Annotated in this window: 19 protein-coding genes and 1 pseudogene; 11 read left to right on the top strand and 9 right to left on the bottom strand. The window is 60.0% G+C overall.

The genetic code is table 11. From position 1 onward, the window contains the following. A pseudogene (locus tag ACJ8IP_RS21180) lies at positions 1-94 on the top strand (transketolase-like TK C-terminal-containing protein); the annotation flags it as partial. Positions 95-843: 749 nt separating this feature from the next. Here ACJ8IP_RS21180 and nudK read toward each other — a convergent pair. Further along, positions 844-1,419: a GDP-mannose pyrophosphatase NudK gene (nudK, locus tag ACJ8IP_RS21175; protein WP_060660385.1), complete on the bottom strand. Its 576-nt coding sequence runs from the start codon at positions 1,417-1,419 to the stop codon at positions 844-846. A 387-nt stretch (positions 1,420-1,806) separates the two neighbouring features. Between nudK and narQ the strand changes: the two genes are divergently transcribed. Together narQ and ACJ8IP_RS21165 are read left to right on the top strand one after the other, a co-directional pair. Further along, on the top strand, positions 1,807-3,483 hold the full coding sequence (gene narQ, locus ACJ8IP_RS21170) for a nitrate/nitrite two-component system sensor histidine kinase NarQ (RefSeq protein ID WP_046897421.1): 1,677 nt from the start codon (positions 1,807-1,809) through the stop codon (positions 3,481-3,483). 161 nt (positions 3,484-3,644) lie between these two features. Next, complete coding sequence (locus tag ACJ8IP_RS21165; RefSeq protein ID WP_033643992.1) at positions 3,645-4,277, top strand: response regulator; 633 nt, start codon at positions 3,645-3,647, stop codon at positions 4,275-4,277. A gap of 31 nt (positions 4,278-4,308) precedes the next feature. Here ACJ8IP_RS21165 and ACJ8IP_RS21160 read toward each other — a convergent pair whose 3' ends face one another. Continuing rightward, positions 4,309-4,587, bottom strand: a complete 279-nt coding sequence (locus ACJ8IP_RS21160) for a winged helix-turn-helix domain-containing protein (protein WP_004941750.1) — start codon at positions 4,585-4,587, stop codon at positions 4,309-4,311. A gap of 291 nt (positions 4,588-4,878) precedes the next feature. On the opposite strand from ACJ8IP_RS21160, the gene acrD reads away from it, so the two are divergent. Then, the gene (gene acrD, locus ACJ8IP_RS21155) at positions 4,879-8,013 is read left to right on the top strand and encodes a multidrug efflux RND transporter permease AcrD (protein ID WP_442524514.1); all 3,135 of its coding nucleotides are present in this window, start codon (positions 4,879-4,881) and stop codon (positions 8,011-8,013) included. Between the two features lie 124 nt (positions 8,014-8,137). Here the strand turns inward: acrD and ypfM are convergent, their stop codons facing one another. Then, complete coding sequence (gene ypfM / locus ACJ8IP_RS21150) at positions 8,138-8,197, bottom strand: protein YpfM (protein WP_100396732.1); 60 nt, start codon at positions 8,195-8,197, stop codon at positions 8,138-8,140. A 216-nt stretch (positions 8,198-8,413) separates the two neighbouring features. On the opposite strand from ypfM, the gene ACJ8IP_RS21145 reads away from it, so the two are divergent. The 7 genes from ACJ8IP_RS21145 (at position 8,414) to ACJ8IP_RS21115 (ending at position 13,241) form a co-directional block, all read left to right on the top strand. Next, on the top strand, positions 8,414-8,893 hold the full coding sequence (locus tag ACJ8IP_RS21145) for a tetratricopeptide repeat protein (protein WP_197756167.1): 480 nt from the start codon (positions 8,414-8,416) through the stop codon (positions 8,891-8,893). A gap of 9 nt (positions 8,894-8,902) precedes the next feature. Further along, entirely contained in the window at positions 8,903-9,334 is a 432-nt protein-coding gene (locus ACJ8IP_RS21140) for a GNAT family N-acetyltransferase (RefSeq protein WP_147839004.1), read from the top strand. A 729-nt stretch (positions 9,335-10,063) separates the two neighbouring features. Then, positions 10,064-10,615, top strand: coding sequence for a LuxR C-terminal-related transcriptional regulator (locus tag ACJ8IP_RS21135; RefSeq protein WP_033651523.1), 552 nt, complete (start codon positions 10,064-10,066; stop codon positions 10,613-10,615). 256 nt (positions 10,616-10,871) lie between these two features. Further along, positions 10,872-11,258 (top strand): ArsC family reductase, encoded by a 387-nt coding sequence (locus tag ACJ8IP_RS21130; protein WP_228206518.1) that lies wholly within the window; start codon positions 10,872-10,874, stop codon positions 11,256-11,258. Next, a complete protein-coding gene (dapE, locus tag ACJ8IP_RS21125; protein WP_442524513.1) occupies positions 11,255-12,382 on the top strand; it encodes a succinyl-diaminopimelate desuccinylase in 1,128 nt (375 codons plus the stop codon). Before ACJ8IP_RS21130 ends, dapE begins: the two co-directional genes overlap by 4 nt. After that, the gene (locus ACJ8IP_RS21120) at positions 12,379-13,053 is read left to right on the top strand and encodes a M15 family metallopeptidase (RefSeq protein ID WP_442524512.1); all 675 of its coding nucleotides are present in this window, start codon (positions 12,379-12,381) and stop codon (positions 13,051-13,053) included. The genes dapE and ACJ8IP_RS21120 overlap by 4 nt, the downstream gene beginning before the upstream one ends. A gap of 2 nt (positions 13,054-13,055) precedes the next feature. Beyond that, entirely contained in the window at positions 13,056-13,241 is a 186-nt protein-coding gene (locus tag ACJ8IP_RS21115; RefSeq protein WP_004941720.1) for a YpfN family protein, read from the top strand. 30 nt (positions 13,242-13,271) lie between these two features. On the opposite strand, the gene ypfH is transcribed toward ACJ8IP_RS21115, so the two are convergent. The 6 genes from ypfH to dapA all read right to left on the bottom strand — a co-directional run bounded on the left by ypfH (position 13,272) and on the right by dapA (position 20,063). Next, a complete protein-coding gene (ypfH, locus tag ACJ8IP_RS21110) occupies positions 13,272-13,961 on the bottom strand; it encodes an esterase (RefSeq protein WP_099785460.1) in 690 nt (229 codons plus the stop codon). A gap of 120 nt (positions 13,962-14,081) precedes the next feature. Then, on the bottom strand, positions 14,082-16,094 hold the full coding sequence (locus ACJ8IP_RS21105) for a tRNA(Met) cytidine acetyltransferase TmcA (protein ID WP_442524511.1): 2,013 nt from the start codon (positions 16,092-16,094) through the stop codon (positions 14,082-14,084). A 56-nt stretch (positions 16,095-16,150) separates the two neighbouring features. Further along, the gene (gene ypfJ, locus ACJ8IP_RS21100; protein ID WP_033644002.1) at positions 16,151-17,020 is read right to left on the bottom strand and encodes a KPN_02809 family neutral zinc metallopeptidase; all 870 of its coding nucleotides are present in this window, start codon (positions 17,018-17,020) and stop codon (positions 16,151-16,153) included. 209 nt (positions 17,021-17,229) lie between these two features. Continuing rightward, on the bottom strand, positions 17,230-17,943 hold the full coding sequence (purC, locus tag ACJ8IP_RS21095) for a phosphoribosylaminoimidazolesuccinocarboxamide synthase (RefSeq protein ID WP_033644003.1): 714 nt from the start codon (positions 17,941-17,943) through the stop codon (positions 17,230-17,232). A 169-nt stretch (positions 17,944-18,112) separates the two neighbouring features. Next, positions 18,113-19,165 carry an outer membrane protein assembly factor BamC gene (bamC, locus tag ACJ8IP_RS21090; RefSeq protein WP_033644004.1) on the bottom strand — a complete coding sequence of 351 codons (1,053 nt, stop codon included), beginning with the start codon at positions 19,163-19,165 and terminating at the stop codon, positions 18,113-18,115. A 16-nt stretch (positions 19,166-19,181) separates the two neighbouring features. After that, positions 19,182-20,063: a 4-hydroxy-tetrahydrodipicolinate synthase gene (gene dapA / locus ACJ8IP_RS21085; protein ID WP_033644005.1), complete on the bottom strand. Its 882-nt coding sequence runs from the start codon at positions 20,061-20,063 to the stop codon at positions 19,182-19,184. Positions 20,064-20,156 lie beyond the last annotated feature (93 nt).

The raw sequence follows: 20,156 nt of genomic DNA, 5'->3' as shown, positions 1-20,156 counted from the left end.
CTTCGGTGAGTCGGCGCCGGCGGAGCAGCTGTTCGCCGAGTTCGGCTTCACCGTGGACAACGTGGTGGCCAAGGCGCAGGCGCTGCTGAAGTAAGCCGCCGGGCGCAAGCCGATAAAAAGGGGCACTGGCGCCTAATGCTGGTCAGTTAGCGTTTTTATGCAGGCGTTCGTGACATTTTCGGTCGATAAAAGTGAGATGCCCCATGTGGCTCATGCACCTCGACCGAGCCAGGGGCCGAAGGCGCGGCCCCTGGCAACCCGCGCCTTTGCCCTGTCAGACGGTTGGCTTTGCCAACTCCCCTCCCTCCGCCATAGCGCATTGAGGCCGGTTGCGACAGGCGTCCCTGCCTGTCTCACCTGAAACCGCCGTCCATGGCGGTTTCTCCTAATGCGCTATGCCTGCGTTCGGCGTCTTCAAGGGCGCCCAACACCGCGCTCATCTCCAACTTCTCTACCACAACCTCATAAGCGAAAGATTTCCCGATAGCAGCCAGCTCAGGTGTTGACCTTGGGCGCGCATCACCGGCTGCCGAGCAAGACGGCGTTGTCAGGGGCAACCGGCCAGGGAAGGCCGGTTGAGGCGAGACTAACAGGGACGTTTGTCGCAGCCGACCCGCCCGACAACGCAGACGCGGCGAGGGTATCCGCATAGCGGACAGACGGTGTTAAGCAAAGGCGCGGGTGGAGGGGCCGCGCCATCGGCCCCTCCAATTGCCGTTCATATTGGCCACAGAGAAATGCGGGACATTTACGGCAATTCCCCTGCACAGAACGCCCAGAGGCTGGATAAAAAATGCCACCCAGGCTTAACCGAGCCGCCTTGGTCATCATGACCGGCTTTTTTTATTCCATCACCCGATGAATCTGCAAATACTGCAGCAGCATGATGGTCTTGCCGTCTTTGATCCGGCCATCGGCGATCATCGCCACCGCGTCGCGAAACGGCAGTTCGATCACCTCAATATCTTCATCTTCAATGCCGCCGCCGGCCGCGCGCCGCTCATCGTCCTGGTATTCGGCGATAAAGAAGTGCACGATCTCGGTCACGCCGCCCGGCGACATGTAGGCTTCGAAGATTTTCTTCACCTCGCTGACCTGAAAACCGGTCTCCTCCACCGCTTCGCGGCGCGCGCACTGCTCCGGAGAGTCGGCGTCCAGCAAGCCGGCGCAGGCCTCGAGCAGCATGCCGCTCTCGTTGCCGTTGACATAGGTCGGCATGCGGAACTGGTTGGTCAGCACCACCGTGCCCTTGGCGCGGTTATACAGCAAAATGGTGGCGCCGTTGCCGCGATCGTAGACCTCGCGCACCTGTTGCACCGAACCGCCGTTTTTGCGTTTCAGATCGAACGTGTACTTGTGCAGCACATACCAGTTGTCCGACAGCAGCTCTTTCTTCACATTCTCAATTTTCGACGACATAACCCTTTTCCCTTGCGTGACAACGTGAAGATCATACCGCGATTAGGCCGCGCCGCGGCAGACGATTTGCAACAAAAATCACACCGCGCCCCGCCGGACAAGCCGGGACTTAACATTGCTTAAAATAATGAAAAATAAGTCGCGCTCAGGCGCATGAGATTGCATAAAACCCAGTGCGATTCGCCCCCCAAAGACAAATCGTCAGAGGAAACCGGCCCGCCGCTGAAAATCGACGGGCGTTTCGCTATTCATTTGATTACACAACCACAATTGTTCCCGTTTTGTTGACAACTTGATACAAATCGCGGTGCATTTTAGTTGCAAAAGTTATAGTTTTGCTTTCGAATGAAACTGGCGACGCGCCCTACCTGAGAGAAGGATCCTTGATTGCTTGTTAAACGTTCCGTGACCGGCAGCCTGGCCAAAGCGCTGTTCGGCATCGTGATACTGTCGGTGCTCGCCACCGGGTTGGCGTTGACCACCGTCGCCGGCAGCCAGAGCGATGCCGAAGCGATCAATATCGCCGGTTCGCTGCGCATGCAAAGCTACCGGTTGGCCTTCGATCTCGACCAGCAGAGCCCAGAGCTGGAGCTGCACCTGCAGCAATACCGGCAGTCATTGCAGGCGCCGGCGCTGCAAAAACTGGCGCGCTTCTACGTACCGGCCGAGGTGCGCAACCATTACCTGGCGCTGCAACAGGCGTGGCAAACGATGGAGCGGCAGATCCGCAACGGGCAGGCGATCGCCTATCGGGCGGAGGTCGCCGGCCATGTCAATCGCGTTGACCATTTCGTGTCCGCCCTGCAGCGCTATTCCGAACTGAAACTGACCCTGGTGGCCGCCGTCAGCGTGCTGGGTTACGCCGCCATCATCGGTCTGGTGCTGTTTTGCATTCGTTTCATGCGCCGCCAGGTGGTCACCCCGCTGCAGCATCTGGTCGACGCCAGCCAGCGCGTGCAACAAGGGGATTTTCGCCACCCGCAGTTGGACGTGACGTTGCCGAACGAGCTCGGCGTGCTGTCGCAAACCTTCAGCGCCATGTCGGACGAACTGGCCCGGCTCTATCAGTCGCTGGAGCTGAAGGTACAGGAAAAAACCCAACGTCTGCAGCAGGCCAATGAAACGCTTGAGGTGCTGTATCGCTGCTCGCAGGCGCTGAGCGTGCGCCAGCTCGATCAGCAGGCGTTCGAAAATGTGCTGCGCATCGTGCGCCAAAGCGAACGGCTGCGCTGCATCCAGCTGAACGTAGCGGACGGCCAGGGCCAGTGGCGGCTGAGCGAAGGGGAAGCGGCGCCGACGCAGGCCTGGAACGCGCTGCCGATCACCCAGGGCGACAAGCCGCTGGGCGAGTTGCGCTGGCAGCCCGAGGCGCACCCGCCGCATCCTCACCTGATGCAGAGCCTGGCCAATATGTTGGGCCGCGGCGTTTACTTCAACCGGGCGCAAAAGCAGCACCAATATCTGCTGTTGATGGAAGAGCGTGCGACCATCGCCCGCGAGCTGCACGATTCGCTGGCGCAGACGCTGTCGTTCCTGCGCATCCAGCTGACGCTGCTGCGGCGCAGCGCCGCCGATCCGGCGGCGCAGACCATTATCGACGATTTCGATCGCACGCTGGCCGATGCCTATCGCCAGTTGAGAGAGCTGCTGGCCACCTTCCGTCTCAACATTCAGGAGGCGGATCTGAACGCCGCGCTGGAGCAGCTGTTGCAGCCATTAAAAGCGCTAACCCCCGCGCGGATTCAGTTACACTGTCGGCTGTCTTCGCAAGCGCTCAACGCCCAGCAGCAGGTGCACGCGCTGCAGATCGTGCGCGAGGCGGTGCTCAATGCCGTCAAGCACGCCGGGGCAGACGAGATTACGGTGTGTTGCGAGGTCAACGCCGCAGGCGACAACGTTTTCAGCATTACCGACGACGGTTGCGGCATCGCCAGTCTGGAGGAACCGGAAGGGCATTATGGTTTGACCATCATGAGCGAACGCGCGGCGCGATTGGGAGGAACGCTGCACATTCAGCGCAGAAGCGGCGGCGGCACGGCGGTTTGCCTGACATTCTCGCCCTGACCTTGCGGCTGTTCATTCTGCGTTACGGTTGCCGCCGGGCGGAAGGCCGTCCGGGGAGGTTTACGGCGCTGATTGCCGCTATTTTTGAAGAGACAGTCCCACTGTGAAGCACGCCGCAGGGCGCGTTTGAGTGGCTTTACTTGCTACAGGGAGCATATTTCATGGTGATGAAGCAATACCGAGTCATGATCGTTGACGATCATCCGTTGATGCGGCGCGGCATCAAACAACTGCTGGGACTGGATGCGCGATTTAGCGTGGTGGCGGAGGCCGGCAACGGCAGCGAGGCGGTTGCGCTGGCGCTGCAGCACGCCCCGGACGTGATCTTGTTGGATCTGAACATGAAGGGCATGTCCGGGCTGGACACGCTGCGGGCCCTGCGCGACGAAGGCGTGGACGCGCGCATCATCGTGCTGACGGTCTCCGACGCGCGCAGCGATCTGTATGCGCTGATAGACGCCGGCGCCGACGGCTACCTGCTGAAAGACAGCGAGCCGGAACTGCTGCTGGAGCACATCGGCGCCGCCGCCGAGGGGCAGAACGTGATCAGCGACGCCATGGCCGACTATTTGCTGGCGCGCAGCGAGCAGCGCGATCCCTTTGCCGCCTTGACCGAACGTGAGCTGGATGTCTTGCAAGAGGTGGCGCGCGGCCTGTCCAACAAACAGGTAGCGGCGCAGCTGCATATCTCTGAAGAAACCGTGAAGGTGCACATCCGCAACATACTGCGCAAATTGGACGTGCGTTCTCGCGTGGCGGCGACGGTGATGTACCTGGAGCATAAAAGCCAATGAACGTCAGCCCCGGCCGCTGCGCCGGGGCAGCTTACTCGATGGCGCTGAGCAGCGCCTGATGGTGCTGGTGCACCCAGCTCTTGTTGAACGGCCCCCAGCTTTCCAGCTGATAGAAACCGTCGTTGTTGCGCACGCCCTGCTGTACGAACTGCAGCTCGACGCCCATGCCGGGCAGCGCCTTCAGCACATCCTGCAACGTGCGGCGCGGCCAACCGGTCAGCGCCATCAACCGCGGCACATTGGGCCGCTCACTGTGGCTGATCAGCCAGCACAAATAAAGCCGACGGGCAAATACCGGGTTAATTCCCATGCCAAGCTCCTGCTGTAAGGTGAGTCCTGTTTATTTCCGGTTCCGTGCGCGCAAAAAGGCGCGCAAGGCCTTCGACAGTCATAAAAATGTCTTAATCGCGTCTCGTTGTCGGCAAACAAGCGCCAACGCCGTTTTACGCTACCGTTATTTACACTATCTCCTTTTTTTCTCCACGCTTTCCTCGGCTTTCCCGAGTACAGTGCAATAGCGCCGGGATCCCTCCCTGCCGCTGAAATGCATAATTCTGATGCGTTTTAAAGATAGAACAAGTCATAACGAGGTTCGCGCTGCATGGCCAATTTTTTTATTGATCGCCCGATTTTCGCCTGGGTGCTGGCAATAATTCTTTGCCTGACCGGCGCGTTGGCGATTTTTTCTTTACCGGTAGAACAATACCCGAATTTGGCGCCGCCGAACGTGCGCATCAGCGCAACTTATCCAGGCGCTTCGGCGCAAACGCTGGAAAACACCGTCACGCAGATCATTGAACAGAATATGACCGGCCTCGACAACATGATGTATATGTCGTCGCAGAGCACCAATACCGGCCAGGCGACCGTCACGCTGACGTTCGAAGCCGGCACCGACCCCAACGAAGCGATGCAGCAGGTGCAAAACCAGCTGCAGGCGGCGATCAAACGTCTGCCGCAGGCGGTGCAGAATCAGGGGGTCACGGTCTCGAAATCCGGCGATACCACGCTGATGATGGTGGCGTTCGTCTCCACCGACAACAGCATGGACAAGCAGGACATCGCCGATTACATCGTCTCCAACCTGCAGGATCCGCTCAGCCGCATCAACGGCGTCGGCAGCATGGACGTCTACGGCTCGCAGTACGCCATGCGCATCTGGCTCGATCCTAACAAACTCAACAGCTATCAGCTCACGACCCAGGACGTGGTCAAAGCCATTCAGTCGCAGAACGCCCAGGTGGCGGTCGGCCAGTTGGGCGGCACGCCGTCGGTCGATAAACAGGCGCTGAACGCCACCATCAACGCCCAGTCGCAGCTCCAGACGCCGGAGCAGTTCCGCCAGATCACCCTGCGGGTCAATCAGGACGGTTCGCTGGTGACGCTGGGCAACGTCGCCACCGTTGAGTTGGGCGGCGAGAACTACAACTACCTCAGCCGCTACAACGGCATGCAGGCCGCCGGCATGAACATCAAGCTGGCTTCCGGCGCCAACGAACTGCAGACCGACCAGTTGGTGAAGGACAAAATCGCCGAGCTGTCGCAATACTTCCCGCACGGGCTGGAAGCCAAAGTGGCCTATGAAACCACCCCGTTCGTCAAAGCCTCGATCAAGGACGTGGTGAAAACGCTGCTGGAGGCCATCCTGCTGGTGTTCCTGGTCATGTACCTGTTCCTGCAGAACTTCCGCGCTACCCTGATCCCCACCATCGCCGTGCCGGTGGTGCTGATGGGCACTTTCGCCATCCTCTCCGCCTGCGGCTTCAGCATCAACACCCTCACCATGTTCGCCATGGTGCTGGCGATCGGCCTGCTGGTGGACGACGCTATCGTGGTGGTGGAGAACGTCGAGCGCGTGATGAGCGAGGAAGGCTTGCCGCCGCGAGAGGCCACGCGCAAATCCATGGGGCAGATCCAGAGCGCGCTGGTCGGCATCGCTCTTGTGCTGTCGGCGGTGTTCGTGCCGATGGCGTTCTTCGGCGGCACCACCGGGGCCATCTATCGCCAGTTCTCCATCACCATCGTCTCCGCCATGGTGCTGTCGGTGCTGGTGGCGATGATCCTGACCCCGGCCCTGTGCGCGACGCTGCTTAAACCGATCGCCAAGGGGCATCATCACGGCAAGCGCGGCTTCTTCGGCTGGTTCAACCGCATGTTCAACCGCAATGCCGATCGCTATGAGCGCGGCGTGGGGCGCATCCTGCACGCCAGCGGCCGCTATATGGTGATTTATCTGCTGCTGCTCGGCGGCATGGCGCTGCTGTTCATCAAGCTGCCGACCTCGTTCCTGCCGCAGGAAGACCGCGGCATCTTCACCGTACAGGTGCAGCTGCCGGCGGGATCGACCCTGCAGCAAACGTCCAAAGTGGTGGAGAAGGTCGAGCAATACTTCCTCACCGAAGAGAAACAGGACGTGTTGTCGGTGTTCGCCATCATCGGCTCCGGGCCGGGGGGCAACGGCCAAAACGTGGCGCGCCTGTTTGTCCGGCTGAAAGACTGGGACCTGCGCGCCTCGGGCGCCAACAGCTCATTCGACATCATCGATCGCGCGACTCAGGCATTCAGCAAGATTAACGAAGCCCGGGTGATCGCCAGCAGTCCGCCGGCGATCACCGGCCTCGGCAACTCCTCCGGCTTCGATATGGAGTTGGAAGACCACGCCGGCCTCGGCCACGCCAAGCTGATGGCGGCGCGCGATCAATTGCTGCAGCTCGCCGGGCAAAATCCGCTGCTGTCGCGCGTGCGCCACAACGGCCTGGACGACAGCCCGCAGTTGCAAATCGATATCGATCAACGCAAGGCTCAGGCGCTGGGCGTGTCGATCGACGACATCAACAGCACGCTCTCTACCGCCTGGGGCTCGACCTACGTCAATGACTTCGTCGATCGCGGCCGGGTGAAAAAAGTCTACGTGCAGGCTGCGGCGCCGTTCCGCATGCTGCCGGATGACATCAACAAATGGTATGTGCGCAACAGCACGGGCGGCATGGTGCCGTTCTCGGCCTTCGCCAGCTCGCACTGGGAGTATGGTTCGCCACGGCTGGAACGCTATAACGGCAGCTCGGCGCTGGAGATTGTCGGCGAAGCGGCCAACGGCGTCAGCACCGGCACCGCCATGGCGGAAATGGAGAAACTGGTCAGCCAGCTGCCGACCGGCTTCGGTCTGGAATGGACGGCGATGTCCTATCAGGAACGGCTGTCCGGCTCGCAGGCGCCGGCGCTGTACGCCATCTCGCTGCTGGTGGTGTTCCTGTGTCTGGCGGCGTTGTACGAGAGCTGGTCAATTCCGTTCTCGGTGATGTTGGTGGTGCCGCTGGGGGTGATCGGCGCGGTCGCCGCCACCTGGCTGCGCGGCCTGGAGAACGACGTTTATTTCCAGGTCGGCCTGCTGACCATCATTGGGCTGTCGGCGAAAAACGCCATTCTGATCGTCGAGTTCGCCAATGAGCTGAACCAGAAAGGGCAGGATCTGATGTCGGCGACGCTCGACGCGTCGCGCATGCGCCTGCGGCCGATCCTGATGACCTCGCTGGCGTTCATCTTCGGCGTGCTGCCGATGGCCACCAGCAGCGGCGCCGGTTCCGGCAGCCAGCATGCGGTCGGCACCGGGGTGATGGGCGGCATGATCTCCGCCACCCTGCTGGCAATTTTCTTCGTGCCGCTGTTCTTCGTGCTGGTTCGCCGCCGCTTCCCCGGTAAAGCGCATCCTGCCGCCACACCGCCCGGCGAAGAGTGATCGGCGGCGCATAAAAAAAGCAGCGTCGGATGACCGATGCTGCTTTTTCGAACGAATATCTCGTTCCCACGGTGTTTCAGTAATTTTCCAATGACTCAACCTTGCCATCGGCTTCATCGCTGTGTCAGTTGCCCAACATCTCATCAATGAAGTCTTTCCAGTTTCCTAATTCACGATCAACCATAATACTTTACAACCTCAATTATTTGACGAAGCGGATTCTACGCCTGTTTTTTGACCATGTGAAGGGAAACGGGAACGATGCCGAGCCCGGAAACCGGGGTTAGCGCACATTTTCGTATTTATCTGATCAATGTTCAGTGCGGCTATTCCCTTGTGATATCAATTTCTCCACGATAGCGTGTAAAAGGTATAACAATACGCCAATGGAGCGCCGATCATGTCCACCTCTTTGTCTGTCTCACAGTTGAAAGCGCAAGGTCATTATCAGGAAGCCACTGCGCTGGCGTTGCGGCAACTGGCGGCAGAGCCGGAAGCGGCGATGCTGCATTTTCAGCTGGCCTGCCTGTACGACGTTCAGGGTTTGGAGCGACAGGCGATTCCCTGCTACCTCGCGGCGTTGGATCGCGATTTGCCGCCCGCCCAGCGCCGTGAAGCCTGGCTGGGCCTCGGCAGCACTTACCGCGCCCTGGGGAAATACCCGGCTTCGCTGCGCGCTTTCGACGATGGCCTGGCTGAATTCCCGCAGGCCAACGAGCTGAGGCTGTTTCGCGCCATGACGCTGTACAATCTGGATGAAGGTAAACGGGCCGTGGCCGATCTGTTGTTGTTGCTGGCGGAAACCTCGTCAGACCCCGACATCCGCGGCTATCAGCGCGCCATTCAGCACTATGCCGCCGATCTCAATCATATTGATTAGAGGAAAACGATGGAAATCATCACCGATATGAACCGCCGCGCCATCGACTGGCGGCGGCTGTGTGAATTGCTGCAGGCCGCCGGGCTGGGCGAACGCGATCCGCATACGCTGCAACGCGTTTATCAACACAGCCAGTTTTGCTATTGGGGGTTTATCGGCGATGAGCTGATCGCCACCGCGCATGCCATCAGCGATTTGACTTCGGTCGCTTACCTGGCCGACGTGGCGATCGATCCGCGCTTTCAGGGGCAGGGATTGGGGCGCCGGTTGATGGACCGGGTAATGCAAGATCTGGCGCCGCTCGGCAAGATTTTCATCTATTCGGTGCCGGAAAAACTGGCTTTCTATAAAAAGTACGGTTTTCACGATTTGACCACCGGCATGGTGTTCGCAGAAGGGGATGCTCTGCGGCGTTTGCAACAGGGGGGCTACGTGCGTTAATCGCGCATTACAACATTCGGCTGATAAAAATACGGCGGCAAATGCCCCGCAGAATTGCTGCCGCTGTCACGATCTTTCACCGCGGCCGACGATTGTCGTAGCCGATATATTCATCGTTAACGCGATCCAATCCGTCCACAAGACAAGACGCTATTTCCGACGTGATCTTATCGGAAATTTCGATCCGGCATTCTTTCATGCCGTTCCCCCGTATAAATCCTCCCCACTTGCACAACGCTCGCAGCTTAAAACATCGCATTTTTTTGATTAAGATTTATCTTTGCCATTAATTTGGCGCGGGCCATGAGATTGTCCCAGCACACTCTTTGAACTGAGTTAAAAATAAGCGACGCCCCTCGCTAAAAAGCAAGAAATATCTTAATTATTAATTCATTAGCATCCCATCCCTTACAGAAACGATCGATATTAACGATCGAATATTTTATTTTGATAGCCACTTTCTATGTTAATTCCTTTTAATAACCGGAGTATTAATAGAGGATTTCTATTCTATCCCTCTTTCTTCACTGGGCAACTCGATTAAAAACCAAATTTACTCTTTATAAATCATGCTAGTATATGGGGCTTTCCTGATTGTCCACCGCAGGATAGCGTTCTTTCCCTGCGGCGCCCAATAAGTTCAATGTGAAATTATTTAGATTGTTTCTTTTTTTATGTTTTAAGATATCAATCCTCACCGGGAAATAGAAATTAAGGGATTATAATAAAATGAAAATTGATATTTTCAGCGCGTGTGCCTATACCGCTATCGGCATCCGGCAGCTCATCAATCAAACCTGGGCGGAGAAACGCGCGCCGGCCGGTTTTAGCCGCAAAAGGGTCTGCTTTATCGATGTCACCATCGCCAATTTTGAAGCGCGCTACCGCGATGAATATGCCAACCCCAATACCTACAAAATAGTCATTATCACCGACTGCCTGCATGACATGGTGATTGTCGACAGCAAGACCATTATATTATCAAACCTTATATCATTGAGCCGCTTCAGCCACCTGATCGGCGACTTATATAAGCGCTACAGCCACTATACCGAGCCGCCGCAACTCTCTCAGCGCGAATCGCATTTTCTCTCGGAATGGTCGACGGGAAAATCGCTGGCCGACATCAGCAATGCCATGAATATCAGAAATAAAACAGCCAATCATTACAAGTCGCGAATAATGAAAAAACTCGGCGCCAGCCGGATAAAACCGCTCTTGCATATTACCCGCGTACGGTGTTTGACCGATCGTTTAAACATAAGGATCAATAAAGAGTAGCTCTCTCTCCGCCAGCTCTGCATTGGCGGCAGAACGCTTTCGCCGGCGCCTTTTCACCAGCACGCTCGGCGAAGGCAGCCGTTCAACCACGTTGCCGACCTCTTATCCCTGGCGCGCAATCGCACCTCGCACGCATCGTTGTCTGGATCTCGCCGCCGCTTTACTGGCATTATCTCTGCTATCGCCGGGCGGCTAGCGGGCCAAAGATCGCCCACGCCGCTCAGTATCGACTCGACGAGACAGGTAGCTTTACGCCATGGCAAACAAACCGCAACAGACAACGCTGACGATGTACGGCATCAAAAACTGCGACACCATCAAAAAAGCCCGCCGCTGGCTGGAAGATCAGGGCGTGGCCTATCATTTTCACGACTATCGCGCCGACGGCCTGGACGAACAACGGCTGCGCGGTTTCGTCGCGCAACTGGGGTGGGAGCCGCTGCTCAATACCCGCGGCACCACCTGGCGCAAGCTGGATGAAGCGCAGCGCAACGCCTGCAATAACGCCGACGCCGCCATCGCGCTGATGCTGGCGCAGCCGGCGATCATCAAACGCCCGTTGCTGGACGCCGGCAACGGGCGCGCCCTGCTCGGTTTCAACGCCGACGCTTACCAGCAATTTATCGCCGAGGTCGCCGTATGACTTGCCCGGTTATCGAACTGGCTCAGCAACTGATCAAACGCCCTTCCCTCAGCCCAAATGATGAAGGCTGCCAGCAGCTGATGATCGATCGCCTGCAGGCGATCGGTTTCACCGTCGAAGCAATGGACTTCGAAGACACCCAAAACTTCTGGGCCTGGCGCGGCGAAGGGCAAACCCTGGCGTTTGCCGGGCACACCGACGTAGTGCCGACCGGCGATGAAAAGCGCTGGGACAACCCGCCGTTTGAACCGGCGATCCGCGACGGCATGCTGTACGGCCGCGGCGCGGCGGATATGAAAGGGTCATTGGCCGCGATGGTGGTGGCGGCGGAACGCTTTGTCGCCGCCAACCCGAATCACCGGGGCCGCCTCGCTTTTCTGATCACTTCGGATGAAGAGGCCAGCGCCACTCACGGCACGGTTAAAGTGGTTGAAGCGCTGATGGCGCGCAACGAACGGCTGGATTACTGCCTGGTCGGCGAGCCGTCCAGCACCGAGCGCGTCGGCGACGTGGTGAAAAATGGCCGTCGCGGCTCGATCACCGCCAACCTGCATATCCACGGCGTACAAGGGCACGTCGCCTATCCGCATCTGGCGGACAATCCGGTGCACCGCGCCATGCCGGCGCTGAATGAACTGGTGGCGATCGAATGGGATCGCGGCAACGAGTTCTTCCCGCCGACCAGCATGCAGATCGCCAACGTGCAGGCCGGCACCGGCAGCAATAACGTGATCCCAGGCGATTTCTACGTACAGTTCAACTTCCGTTTCAGCACCGAACTGACCGACACGATGATCAAGCAGCGCGTGGAAGAGCTGCTGGAACGCCATCAGTTGAATTACAGCATCGAGTGGCGTCTGTCCGGCCAGCCGTTCCTCACCTCGCGCGGCGCGTTGGTGGATGCGGTGGTCAACGCCGTCGAGCACTATTCTGAATTGACGCCGCAGCTGTTGACCACCGGCGGCACCTCCGACGGCCGCTTCATCGCGCAGATGGGCGCGCAGGTGGTGGAGCTGGGGCCGGTCAACGCCACCATCCACAAGGTCAACGAATGCGTCAACGCCGCGGATCTGCAGCTGCTGAGCCGCATGTATCAACGCATCATGGAGCAATTGATCGCATGATCAACGCAGAAATGCTCACCGGCCGCTCGACCGAGCACCTGGCGCCGCTGAGCGGCAACCATCGGCTGCAGCCGGATGCCGTCAACGCGTTCCTGGCGATGCAGCAGGCGGCGCGTGCGGCGGGATTCGATCTCCAGCCCGCCAGCACCTTCCGCGATTTTGACCGGCAGTTGGCCATCTGGAATGGCAAATTCTGCGGCCAGCGGCCAGTATTAGATAAGGACAGTCAACCGATCGACATCGCGCCGCTGTCCGCCGCCGAGCGCTGTGAGGCGATCCTGCGCTGGTCGGCTCTGCCGGGCGCCAGCCGCCACCACTGGGGCAGCGATCTGGACGTGTACGATCCGTCGCTGTTGCCGGAAGGGCAAAAGCTGCAGCTGGAACCGTGGGAATATGAGGAAGGCGGCTACTTTGCGCCCCTTAACCAGTGGCTGACGGCGCATATGGCCGAATTCGGTTTCTACCGCCCCTTCACCGAAGACTGCGGCGGCGTGGCGGTGGAGCCGTGGCATCTGAGCTACCGGCCGCTGGCGCAAGAAGCCGAACACTTGCTGACGCCGGCGCTGTTGCTGGCGGCCTGGCAAGACAAGGAGGTCGCCGGTGCCGAATGGCTCGAACGCCATCTGCCATCGATTTTTTCGCGTTTTATACGCAGTAAAGGAAAGGAGTAGCTATGCAATGGTTAGCTGATTACTGGTGGATTATCCTGCTGGTTCTGGTGGGGATGGTCGTCAGCGGCATCAAGGAACTACGCCGCGTTGACGTCAAAAGCTATCTGGCCAACAAGCCGGAGATTCCGCCGCACCGCGACAACAACGCCCAGTGGGATGACGAAGACGACTGGCCGAAGAAGAAGTGATATCAGGGCGCTCATCGGCGCCCTGAATTTTTAGCGGAAGGCGATCAGCTCGCCGCGCTTGCCGGACAAGGCTTCGTCCCAGTAGCGCTGCGGCACATAGTAATGCAACCTTTCCAGCGCGGCGTTCATCATGCCCTGGTTGATCGCATGCCCAACGTCCTGTTCCACGTCCAGCGTGAAATCGGCGCCGTTGGTCCGCAACGCCTCCGCCGCCGCGTGAGCGTGCTGCACCGCGATCACCGCGTCCTCTTCGCCGTGGATCAAATGCACCACGCTGTCGCCGAACGCCTGCTCAGGCAACTGGGCGAAACGCCCGCTGAATGCGACCACTCGCCCGGCGAGGCGGGTTTCCGCCTTCAACGCCTCCAGCGCCATGATCGCTCCCTGCGAGAACCCCACCAGGGCAGTGCCGGCATAGCCAACGCCGCTCAGCTGCTGCCAATGGCGCACCACGGCCACAAACTGCGGCATTACGTCTGCGATGCGGGCCACGCGGTTCTCTTCGGTCACGTCCTGAACCGAAAACCACTGGCGGCCGACGCCGTTGCCAAACGCTGCGGGGCCACCGATGCTTACCACCTGCGCCTGGGGAAACTCTTTGGCGAAGTAACTGCCGATCTCCCCCATCGCCACCGGGTTGTCGCCGACACCGTGAAACAGCAAGATCAGCTGCGCCGCCGGGGTCGCCGGGCTTTGGACAACGAAATGCTCATGTTTCATCGATGACTCCTTAATAGTAACCAAACCTGACGCAGCGACTGTCGTCGCCGCACCGCTGACAGCCACTATACGCCGCTGAGAAATCGGGAAAATCGGGTTTTATTGAGCAACTTCTTCAATTTATTGCAATGACTGCGCCCAGTCGCGCCAGTAGCGGCAGTGCTGCGCATTCAGCTGTTCCAGCGCCTGCGCCGTTTCATGCCGCCAATGGCGCAGCAAGGCTTTCTGGCCGCTGACGCCCGCCCGCTCTGCGCACTCCGCGGGAGAGTGCCGCCGCTGCAGATGGCCGCGCAGTGCGGGCAGCGGCAGACTGCTGGCCAACAGCAACCGCTGCAACGCCCCCAGGCTGGCCTCCAGCGGCCGATGGGCAAAAGCGAACCCGGCCAGCTCGCGCCAGTCCTCTTCGCCGAGCGACGTATCGCCGTCGTCGCCCGGGATCGCCAGCGTAAGCTCGATACGCTGCCGCAGCCAGGGCCAGTCGCGTGCCAGATGCTTGTGTGCCGCGTGCCGCAGCGCCTCTCCTTGCTCGCTCAGGGGCAAGATCGCCATCGCGGTATAGCAGCCGCTGCTGGCCTCCGGCTTGCTGCCGATGCGCACCAGCTCGAAACCGCAGGATTGCCAAAAGCGCCACAGCGGCTCGGTATAGCCGAAGCTGACCGACAGAAAGTCCAGCCCCTGCGCCTGGCGGCGTTGCCGCTCGATCAACTGGCGCGCGATACCCCGCCGCCGCAATGCCGGCAGCGTCGCAATGCGGGTAATGCGCCGTGAACGCAGCGTCGGCGCCCACCATTGGCCGCCATGCGCCGCCAACGACTGCGCCACCAGATTGCCGCGCGGCCGACGGCGGCTGGCCCACACGTCGTGCGCCAACTCGGCGCTCAATCCGCCTTCTTCCACCAGCCACACGGCACCGACCACCTCCAAATCGGCCTGCGCCAGCCCGAAATGCATGCCGGGCGCATCCATCAGCCGGCGTAAATCCAGCGGTGAGGTGCGGTAATGCGCGCTGCTCAGCAGGGCGTAGAAACGCGCCAGCCGCTGCGGATCGGCGCACAGCTCGCCTTGTTCCGCCTGGCTGTAATCGATCGCCTGGCCATCCGCCGGCCAGGCGGGCAGCTCGTTGAACAACAGCGCATTGTCCGTTATCCGTTCCAGCGCATCCCCCTGCGCCCAACGCATCGGCTGCTGCAGGCTCAGCGCCTGATAGGCCGGCAGCCCGGCGCAAAACTTCAGCAGAAAACCGCGGCCGGTGCCTTCATAGCCCTGCACCGTGGTGGTCAGCAACACGCGCGGGAAATAGCCGATCAACTGCTGCAACAGCGGCGCGGGGATCGCCGCCGCCTCATCCACCAGCAGCCACCCCACGGCGCTGACGTCGCCTTCCCGGCACTGCGCCAGCAAGGCATCGGGCGCCCAAAACTGCGCGCGCCCCTGCGCCCATTCCCCGGCCACCGCCGTGGCGGCGCGGCTCGGCCCGGTGATCCAGCAGGTCAGCGGCGACTGCGCCACCAGCATGCCCGCCAGCGTCGATTTGCCGCGGCCGCGAGCGGCGGTCAGCACCCACACGCCGGACTCGGCCTGCAGCAGCGCCGTCAAGATCGCCTGTTGTTCCTCGGTCGGTCGGCCATCCGGCGGCTGCCACCCTTCACGCGCCGTCAGCGCGGCCAGCGTCAGGGGCTCATCCTGCCGCCAGATCGTCACTTCGCTGTCGTCGGTCAGATGCTGCTGCAGATGGCGGATGAAATGCGGGGTGGTGATCGGCTGCGGGCAATCGCTCCAGCGCAGGCTGTCGCCGTCCGGCAACTGAGCCCATTGCCGCCAGGGCGGCGTCAACAACAGCAGCCAGCTGCCGGCGCGCAGGGCGCCGCTCAGCGCCGCCAACGCCTCTACGTCCAGCGAATGACCGGCATCGAACACTGCATGCAGCCGCTCCTGCCCCAGCAATTGACGCACCGCGCCGCTCGCCAACGCCGCCTGACCGGGCGGCGGATTCTCCCCGACCCAAGGCCAGTCGCCGGGCAACGTCGCCGCCAGCCGCTGCGCCTGTTCGCGGCACCACTCGGGTTCGCCGCTGAGCACCAGCAGGCGCCGGATGCCCTGCCGCCGCATGAGTTGTTGCGCTGCCTGTAGCATAAGGCTGTATCTCAATTCGAAAAAAATGCCGGAGTCAGGCTCCGGCACTTGAGGTGTTAACGGGATGCGAAGGTGTTGCAGGTATTGGGATCGCCGCTGTCGAAGCCCTGTTTAAACCAGGTGTAGCGCTGCTGCGAAGTGCCGTGGGTAAAGCTGTCCGGCACGACGCGGCCCTGGCTCTGTTGCTGCAACCGATCGTCGCCAATCGCCTGTGCGGCATTCAGCGCCGCCTGCAGGTCGCCCTCTTCCAGCATCTGCTGCTTCTCGGCGTATTTGCCCCATACGCCGGCAAAGCAGTCCGCCTGCAGCTCCATTTTCACCGACAGGCGGTTCACTTCCGCCTGGCTGGCGCCCTGCTGCATCTGGCGGACCTTCGGCTCGATGCCCAGCAGGTTCTGCACATGGTGGCCGACTTCGTGCGCCACCACATAGGCCTGAGCGAAATCACCGCCGGCGCCCAGCTTGGTCTTCATGTCCTGATAGAAAGACAGATCGATATAGACCGTTCTGTCGCCCGGGCAGTAGAACGGCCCCATCGCCGCCTGACCGGTGCCGCAGCTGGTGCGCGTCACGCCGCGATACATCACCAGCTTCGGCGGTTGGTAGGTTTTGCCCATGCGCTGGAAAATCTCTTTCCAGTTATCTTCGGTCGAGGCCAGCACCACCGAAGTGAATTTGGCCAGCTCATCGTCTTTCGGACTGATGCTGGCGCTCTGTTGTTGACCCTGAGGAGCGACATTACCGCCGTTCAACAGCGGCGACAGATCGATGCCGTAATAGCCGGCCACCAGCACCACCACCAGAATGACGATGCCACCCTTGCCGCGCACCGGCACGCGGAAACCGCCGCCACCGCCGCCCAAACCTGAAGACTGCCCGCGACGATCCTCAACATTGTCACTTTCCCGACGCCCTTGCCAACGCATAAATACACTCCAGATATTTCCCCTGCTCGTTGAAGATGCCGCGCGTTGGTAAGCGCAAAGGCAGCTTCAAGCCTGAGTGGGATAGGTTTTAGTCATCTCGCATCCATCATTATAAATGGTCTGCCGCGGAGGAAATGTAGAAATTTTCTGGAAAAATGCAGAACAGCGGGACGATCCGGCCGGATCGCCCCGAATGGCGGTGCCAACGCTTAGTCGAGCTTCACGCCGATGCGACGCGCCACTTCTTCGTAGGCTTCGATCAGGCCGCCCAGGCTTTGACGGAAGCGGTCTTTGTCCATCTTGTCCAGGGTGTTTTTGTCCCACAGACGGCTGCCGTCCGGCGAGAATTCATCGCCCAGCACCACTTCGCCGTTGAACAGGCCGAATTCCAGCTTGAAATCGACCAGGATCAGGCCGGCGTCGTCGAACAGCTTGGTCAATACTTCGTTGGCGCGATAGCTCAGCTCACGCATGCGCGCCAGATGCTCTTTGCTCACCCAGCCGAAGGTTTCGCAGTAGGATTCGTTGACCATCGGATCGTGCATGGCGTCGTTTTTCAGGAACAGATCGAACAGCGGCGGGTTCAGCACCAGACCTTCTTCGATGCCCAGACGCTTCACCAGCGAACCGGCGGCGCGGTTGCGGATCACGCATTCCACCGGCACCATGTCCAGCTTCTTCACCAGCACTTCGTTGTCGGACAGCAGACGCTCCATCTGGGTCGGGATGCCGGCTTCTTCCAGTTTGCTCATGATGAAATGGTTGAACTTGTTGTTCACCATGCCTTTGCGATCGAACTGCTCAATGCGCTGACCATCCAGTGCTGACGTATCGTTGCGGAACTCCAACACCAACAGATCGGGATTCTCGGTGGTGTAAACGGTTTTTGCCTTTCCGCGATACAGCTCAGCTAGCTTTTGCATCTTACTTACTCCAGTGATGTATCCCCGTTGTCTCCCGAGCGCGGCCCGGAATTAGGGGTATAGAATTGACCTAATGAATTCTTTGGCGTGCCGGGCACTATTGTGCCAAACCTGCGACGCAAACGATACCGTATAGATAAAACAAAAAGGGGCCGAAGCCCCTTTTTGGTTATTTAACGCTGGTTTTACTGAAGGCAGACTGGAATGCCGCCACCAGTGCGTCGTTTTTCGACTGGGTGAGCGGCTTGCCTTTCGGATCGATGAATTGCAGGCTGGTGCGGTTGTTGAGATCGCCGACCTGCAGCTTGTAATCCCCTTCCGCCAGCTCAGGATCCTTGACGCCCAACGCATCCCAATCGCTGCTGCTCAGGGACTTGTAGGTCACGGCGACGGTGCCCTGCGGACGGCTGCGGTCACCCACTTTCATCCCCAGTTTTTCGAGCGCCGGCGGCAGGCGATCCCACACCACGGTGTACGGGCCGCGCACGACCAACATCGGCAGGCCGGTATCATCGGCGCCGCTCTGCACGTCCAGCGCGCCGAAGCGGCTGGCGGTCTGGCTGCTCGCCAGGTTGTCCTGCTTGTCCAGACCTTCGATCAGGGTGTTGATCATCATGCCGTTGTAACGCTGGATCTCAGACTGATCGGTGACCTGTTCGGTCTTGCCCTGCTGCTGCAGGCCAACGCTTTTCACCACCAGCGCCTGCTGGTAGCCTTGTTGCTGCACGCTGATCTGATAACGGCCTTCGTACTGGTTGTCTTCGTCCAGACGGTTCCACTTCACCCAGTCGGTGGTCAGGGTCTGACCGGCGTCCTGGCGGGAAGCGATCGCGATGTTCTTCGCCTGCAGCAGGCTGACGACGCGCGACCACAGGTTTTGGTTCTGCGGGCTGTTTTCCAGCAGCAGCGTGCCGCTGTCGCCGGCGTATTGCGCGCGAGAACCGCTCAGCAGCGCCAACGGCTGCACCGGCGGACGAATGTCCAGTTGCTTGCCGACGTTGCCTTGCAGCGTCGTGGCGGGCACGTCATAGTTGCCGCTCTGCACCGGCAGGATCATGCCGGACGGCGCGTTCAGCGCCTTGAGCGGAGCCGCGTCGAGGTAAGCCTCGTCGCCGCTGACCTGGCGCTTGTAGCGCTGATCGCTGCTGCAGGCCGCCAGCATCATCACCAAAGAGATGCCCACTACTTTTGCTACCGTCGACTTTTGCAATGAATAAGCCATCAAATTTCCCTTAGAGTTACAGCAAACCGACGCTTTTCAGCGCGCGCTCCACCACCGGGCGGGCGGTTTCGCTCAACGGCGTCATCGGCAGACGCAGCGTATCGGTTGCCATCAATCCCAACGCCTTACAGGCCCACTTCACCGGAATTGGGTTTGCTTCTACAAATAGATCCTGATGCAACGGCATCAAGCGCTGATTTAAGCGGCGCGCTTCGGCGAATTTGCCCTGCGCCGCCAGCGCACAAAGTTCTGCCATCTCGCGCGCAGCCACGTTGGCCGTCACGGAAATCACCCCTTTGCCGCCCAGTTGCATGAAGTCCAGCCCGCTGGCGTCGTCGCCGCTCAGCAAAATGAAGTCTTCATCGTCAACCAGCACTTGGATCTGACTAACGCGACTTAAGTTCCCCGTCGCTTCTTTTACAGCAACAATATTCTTGATTTTCGCCAGCCGAGCGATGGTCGGCGGCAGCATGTCGCAGCCGGTGCGCGAAGGCACGTTATACAGGATCTGCGGCAGCTCGGTGCTCTCGGCGATCGCCTTGAAGTGCTGATACAGCCCTTCCTGCGTCGGCTTATTGTAGTACGGCGTCACCGTCAAACAACCTACCACGCCAGTGTTGGCGAAGCGGGTGGTGAGCGCGATGGCTTCGGCGGTAGCGTTGGCGCCGGTGCCGGCGATCACCGGAATGCGGCCGTCGGCCAGCTCCAGCGTCTGCAGCACCACGTCAACGTGCTCGTCATGGGCAAGCGTTGCGGACTCGCCGGTGGTCCCTACGGAAACGATCGCCGCGGTGCCACTGGCTACATGATAATCGATCAATTTTTTCAGGCTCGCGCGATCGACAGCACCTTTGTCGTCCATCGGCGTAACCAGTGCAACAATACTTCCCGTAAACATTGGCCGTCCCCTCCACAAACAAGTCACTCATGGTACTTTTGCTGCCTATCCAAAAGCAAGCGCACAACCGCGTTGTAAGCGCTTGGCAGGCGG

It is taken from the genome of Serratia sp. CY52157, from assembly GCF_052168495.1.
In the GTDB taxonomy this organism is placed as follows: domain Bacteria; phylum Pseudomonadota; class Gammaproteobacteria; order Enterobacterales; family Enterobacteriaceae; genus Serratia; species Serratia ureilytica.
Note: the sequence above shows the minus strand (reverse complement) of the source record. Positions and strands in the feature narration are given on the sequence as shown.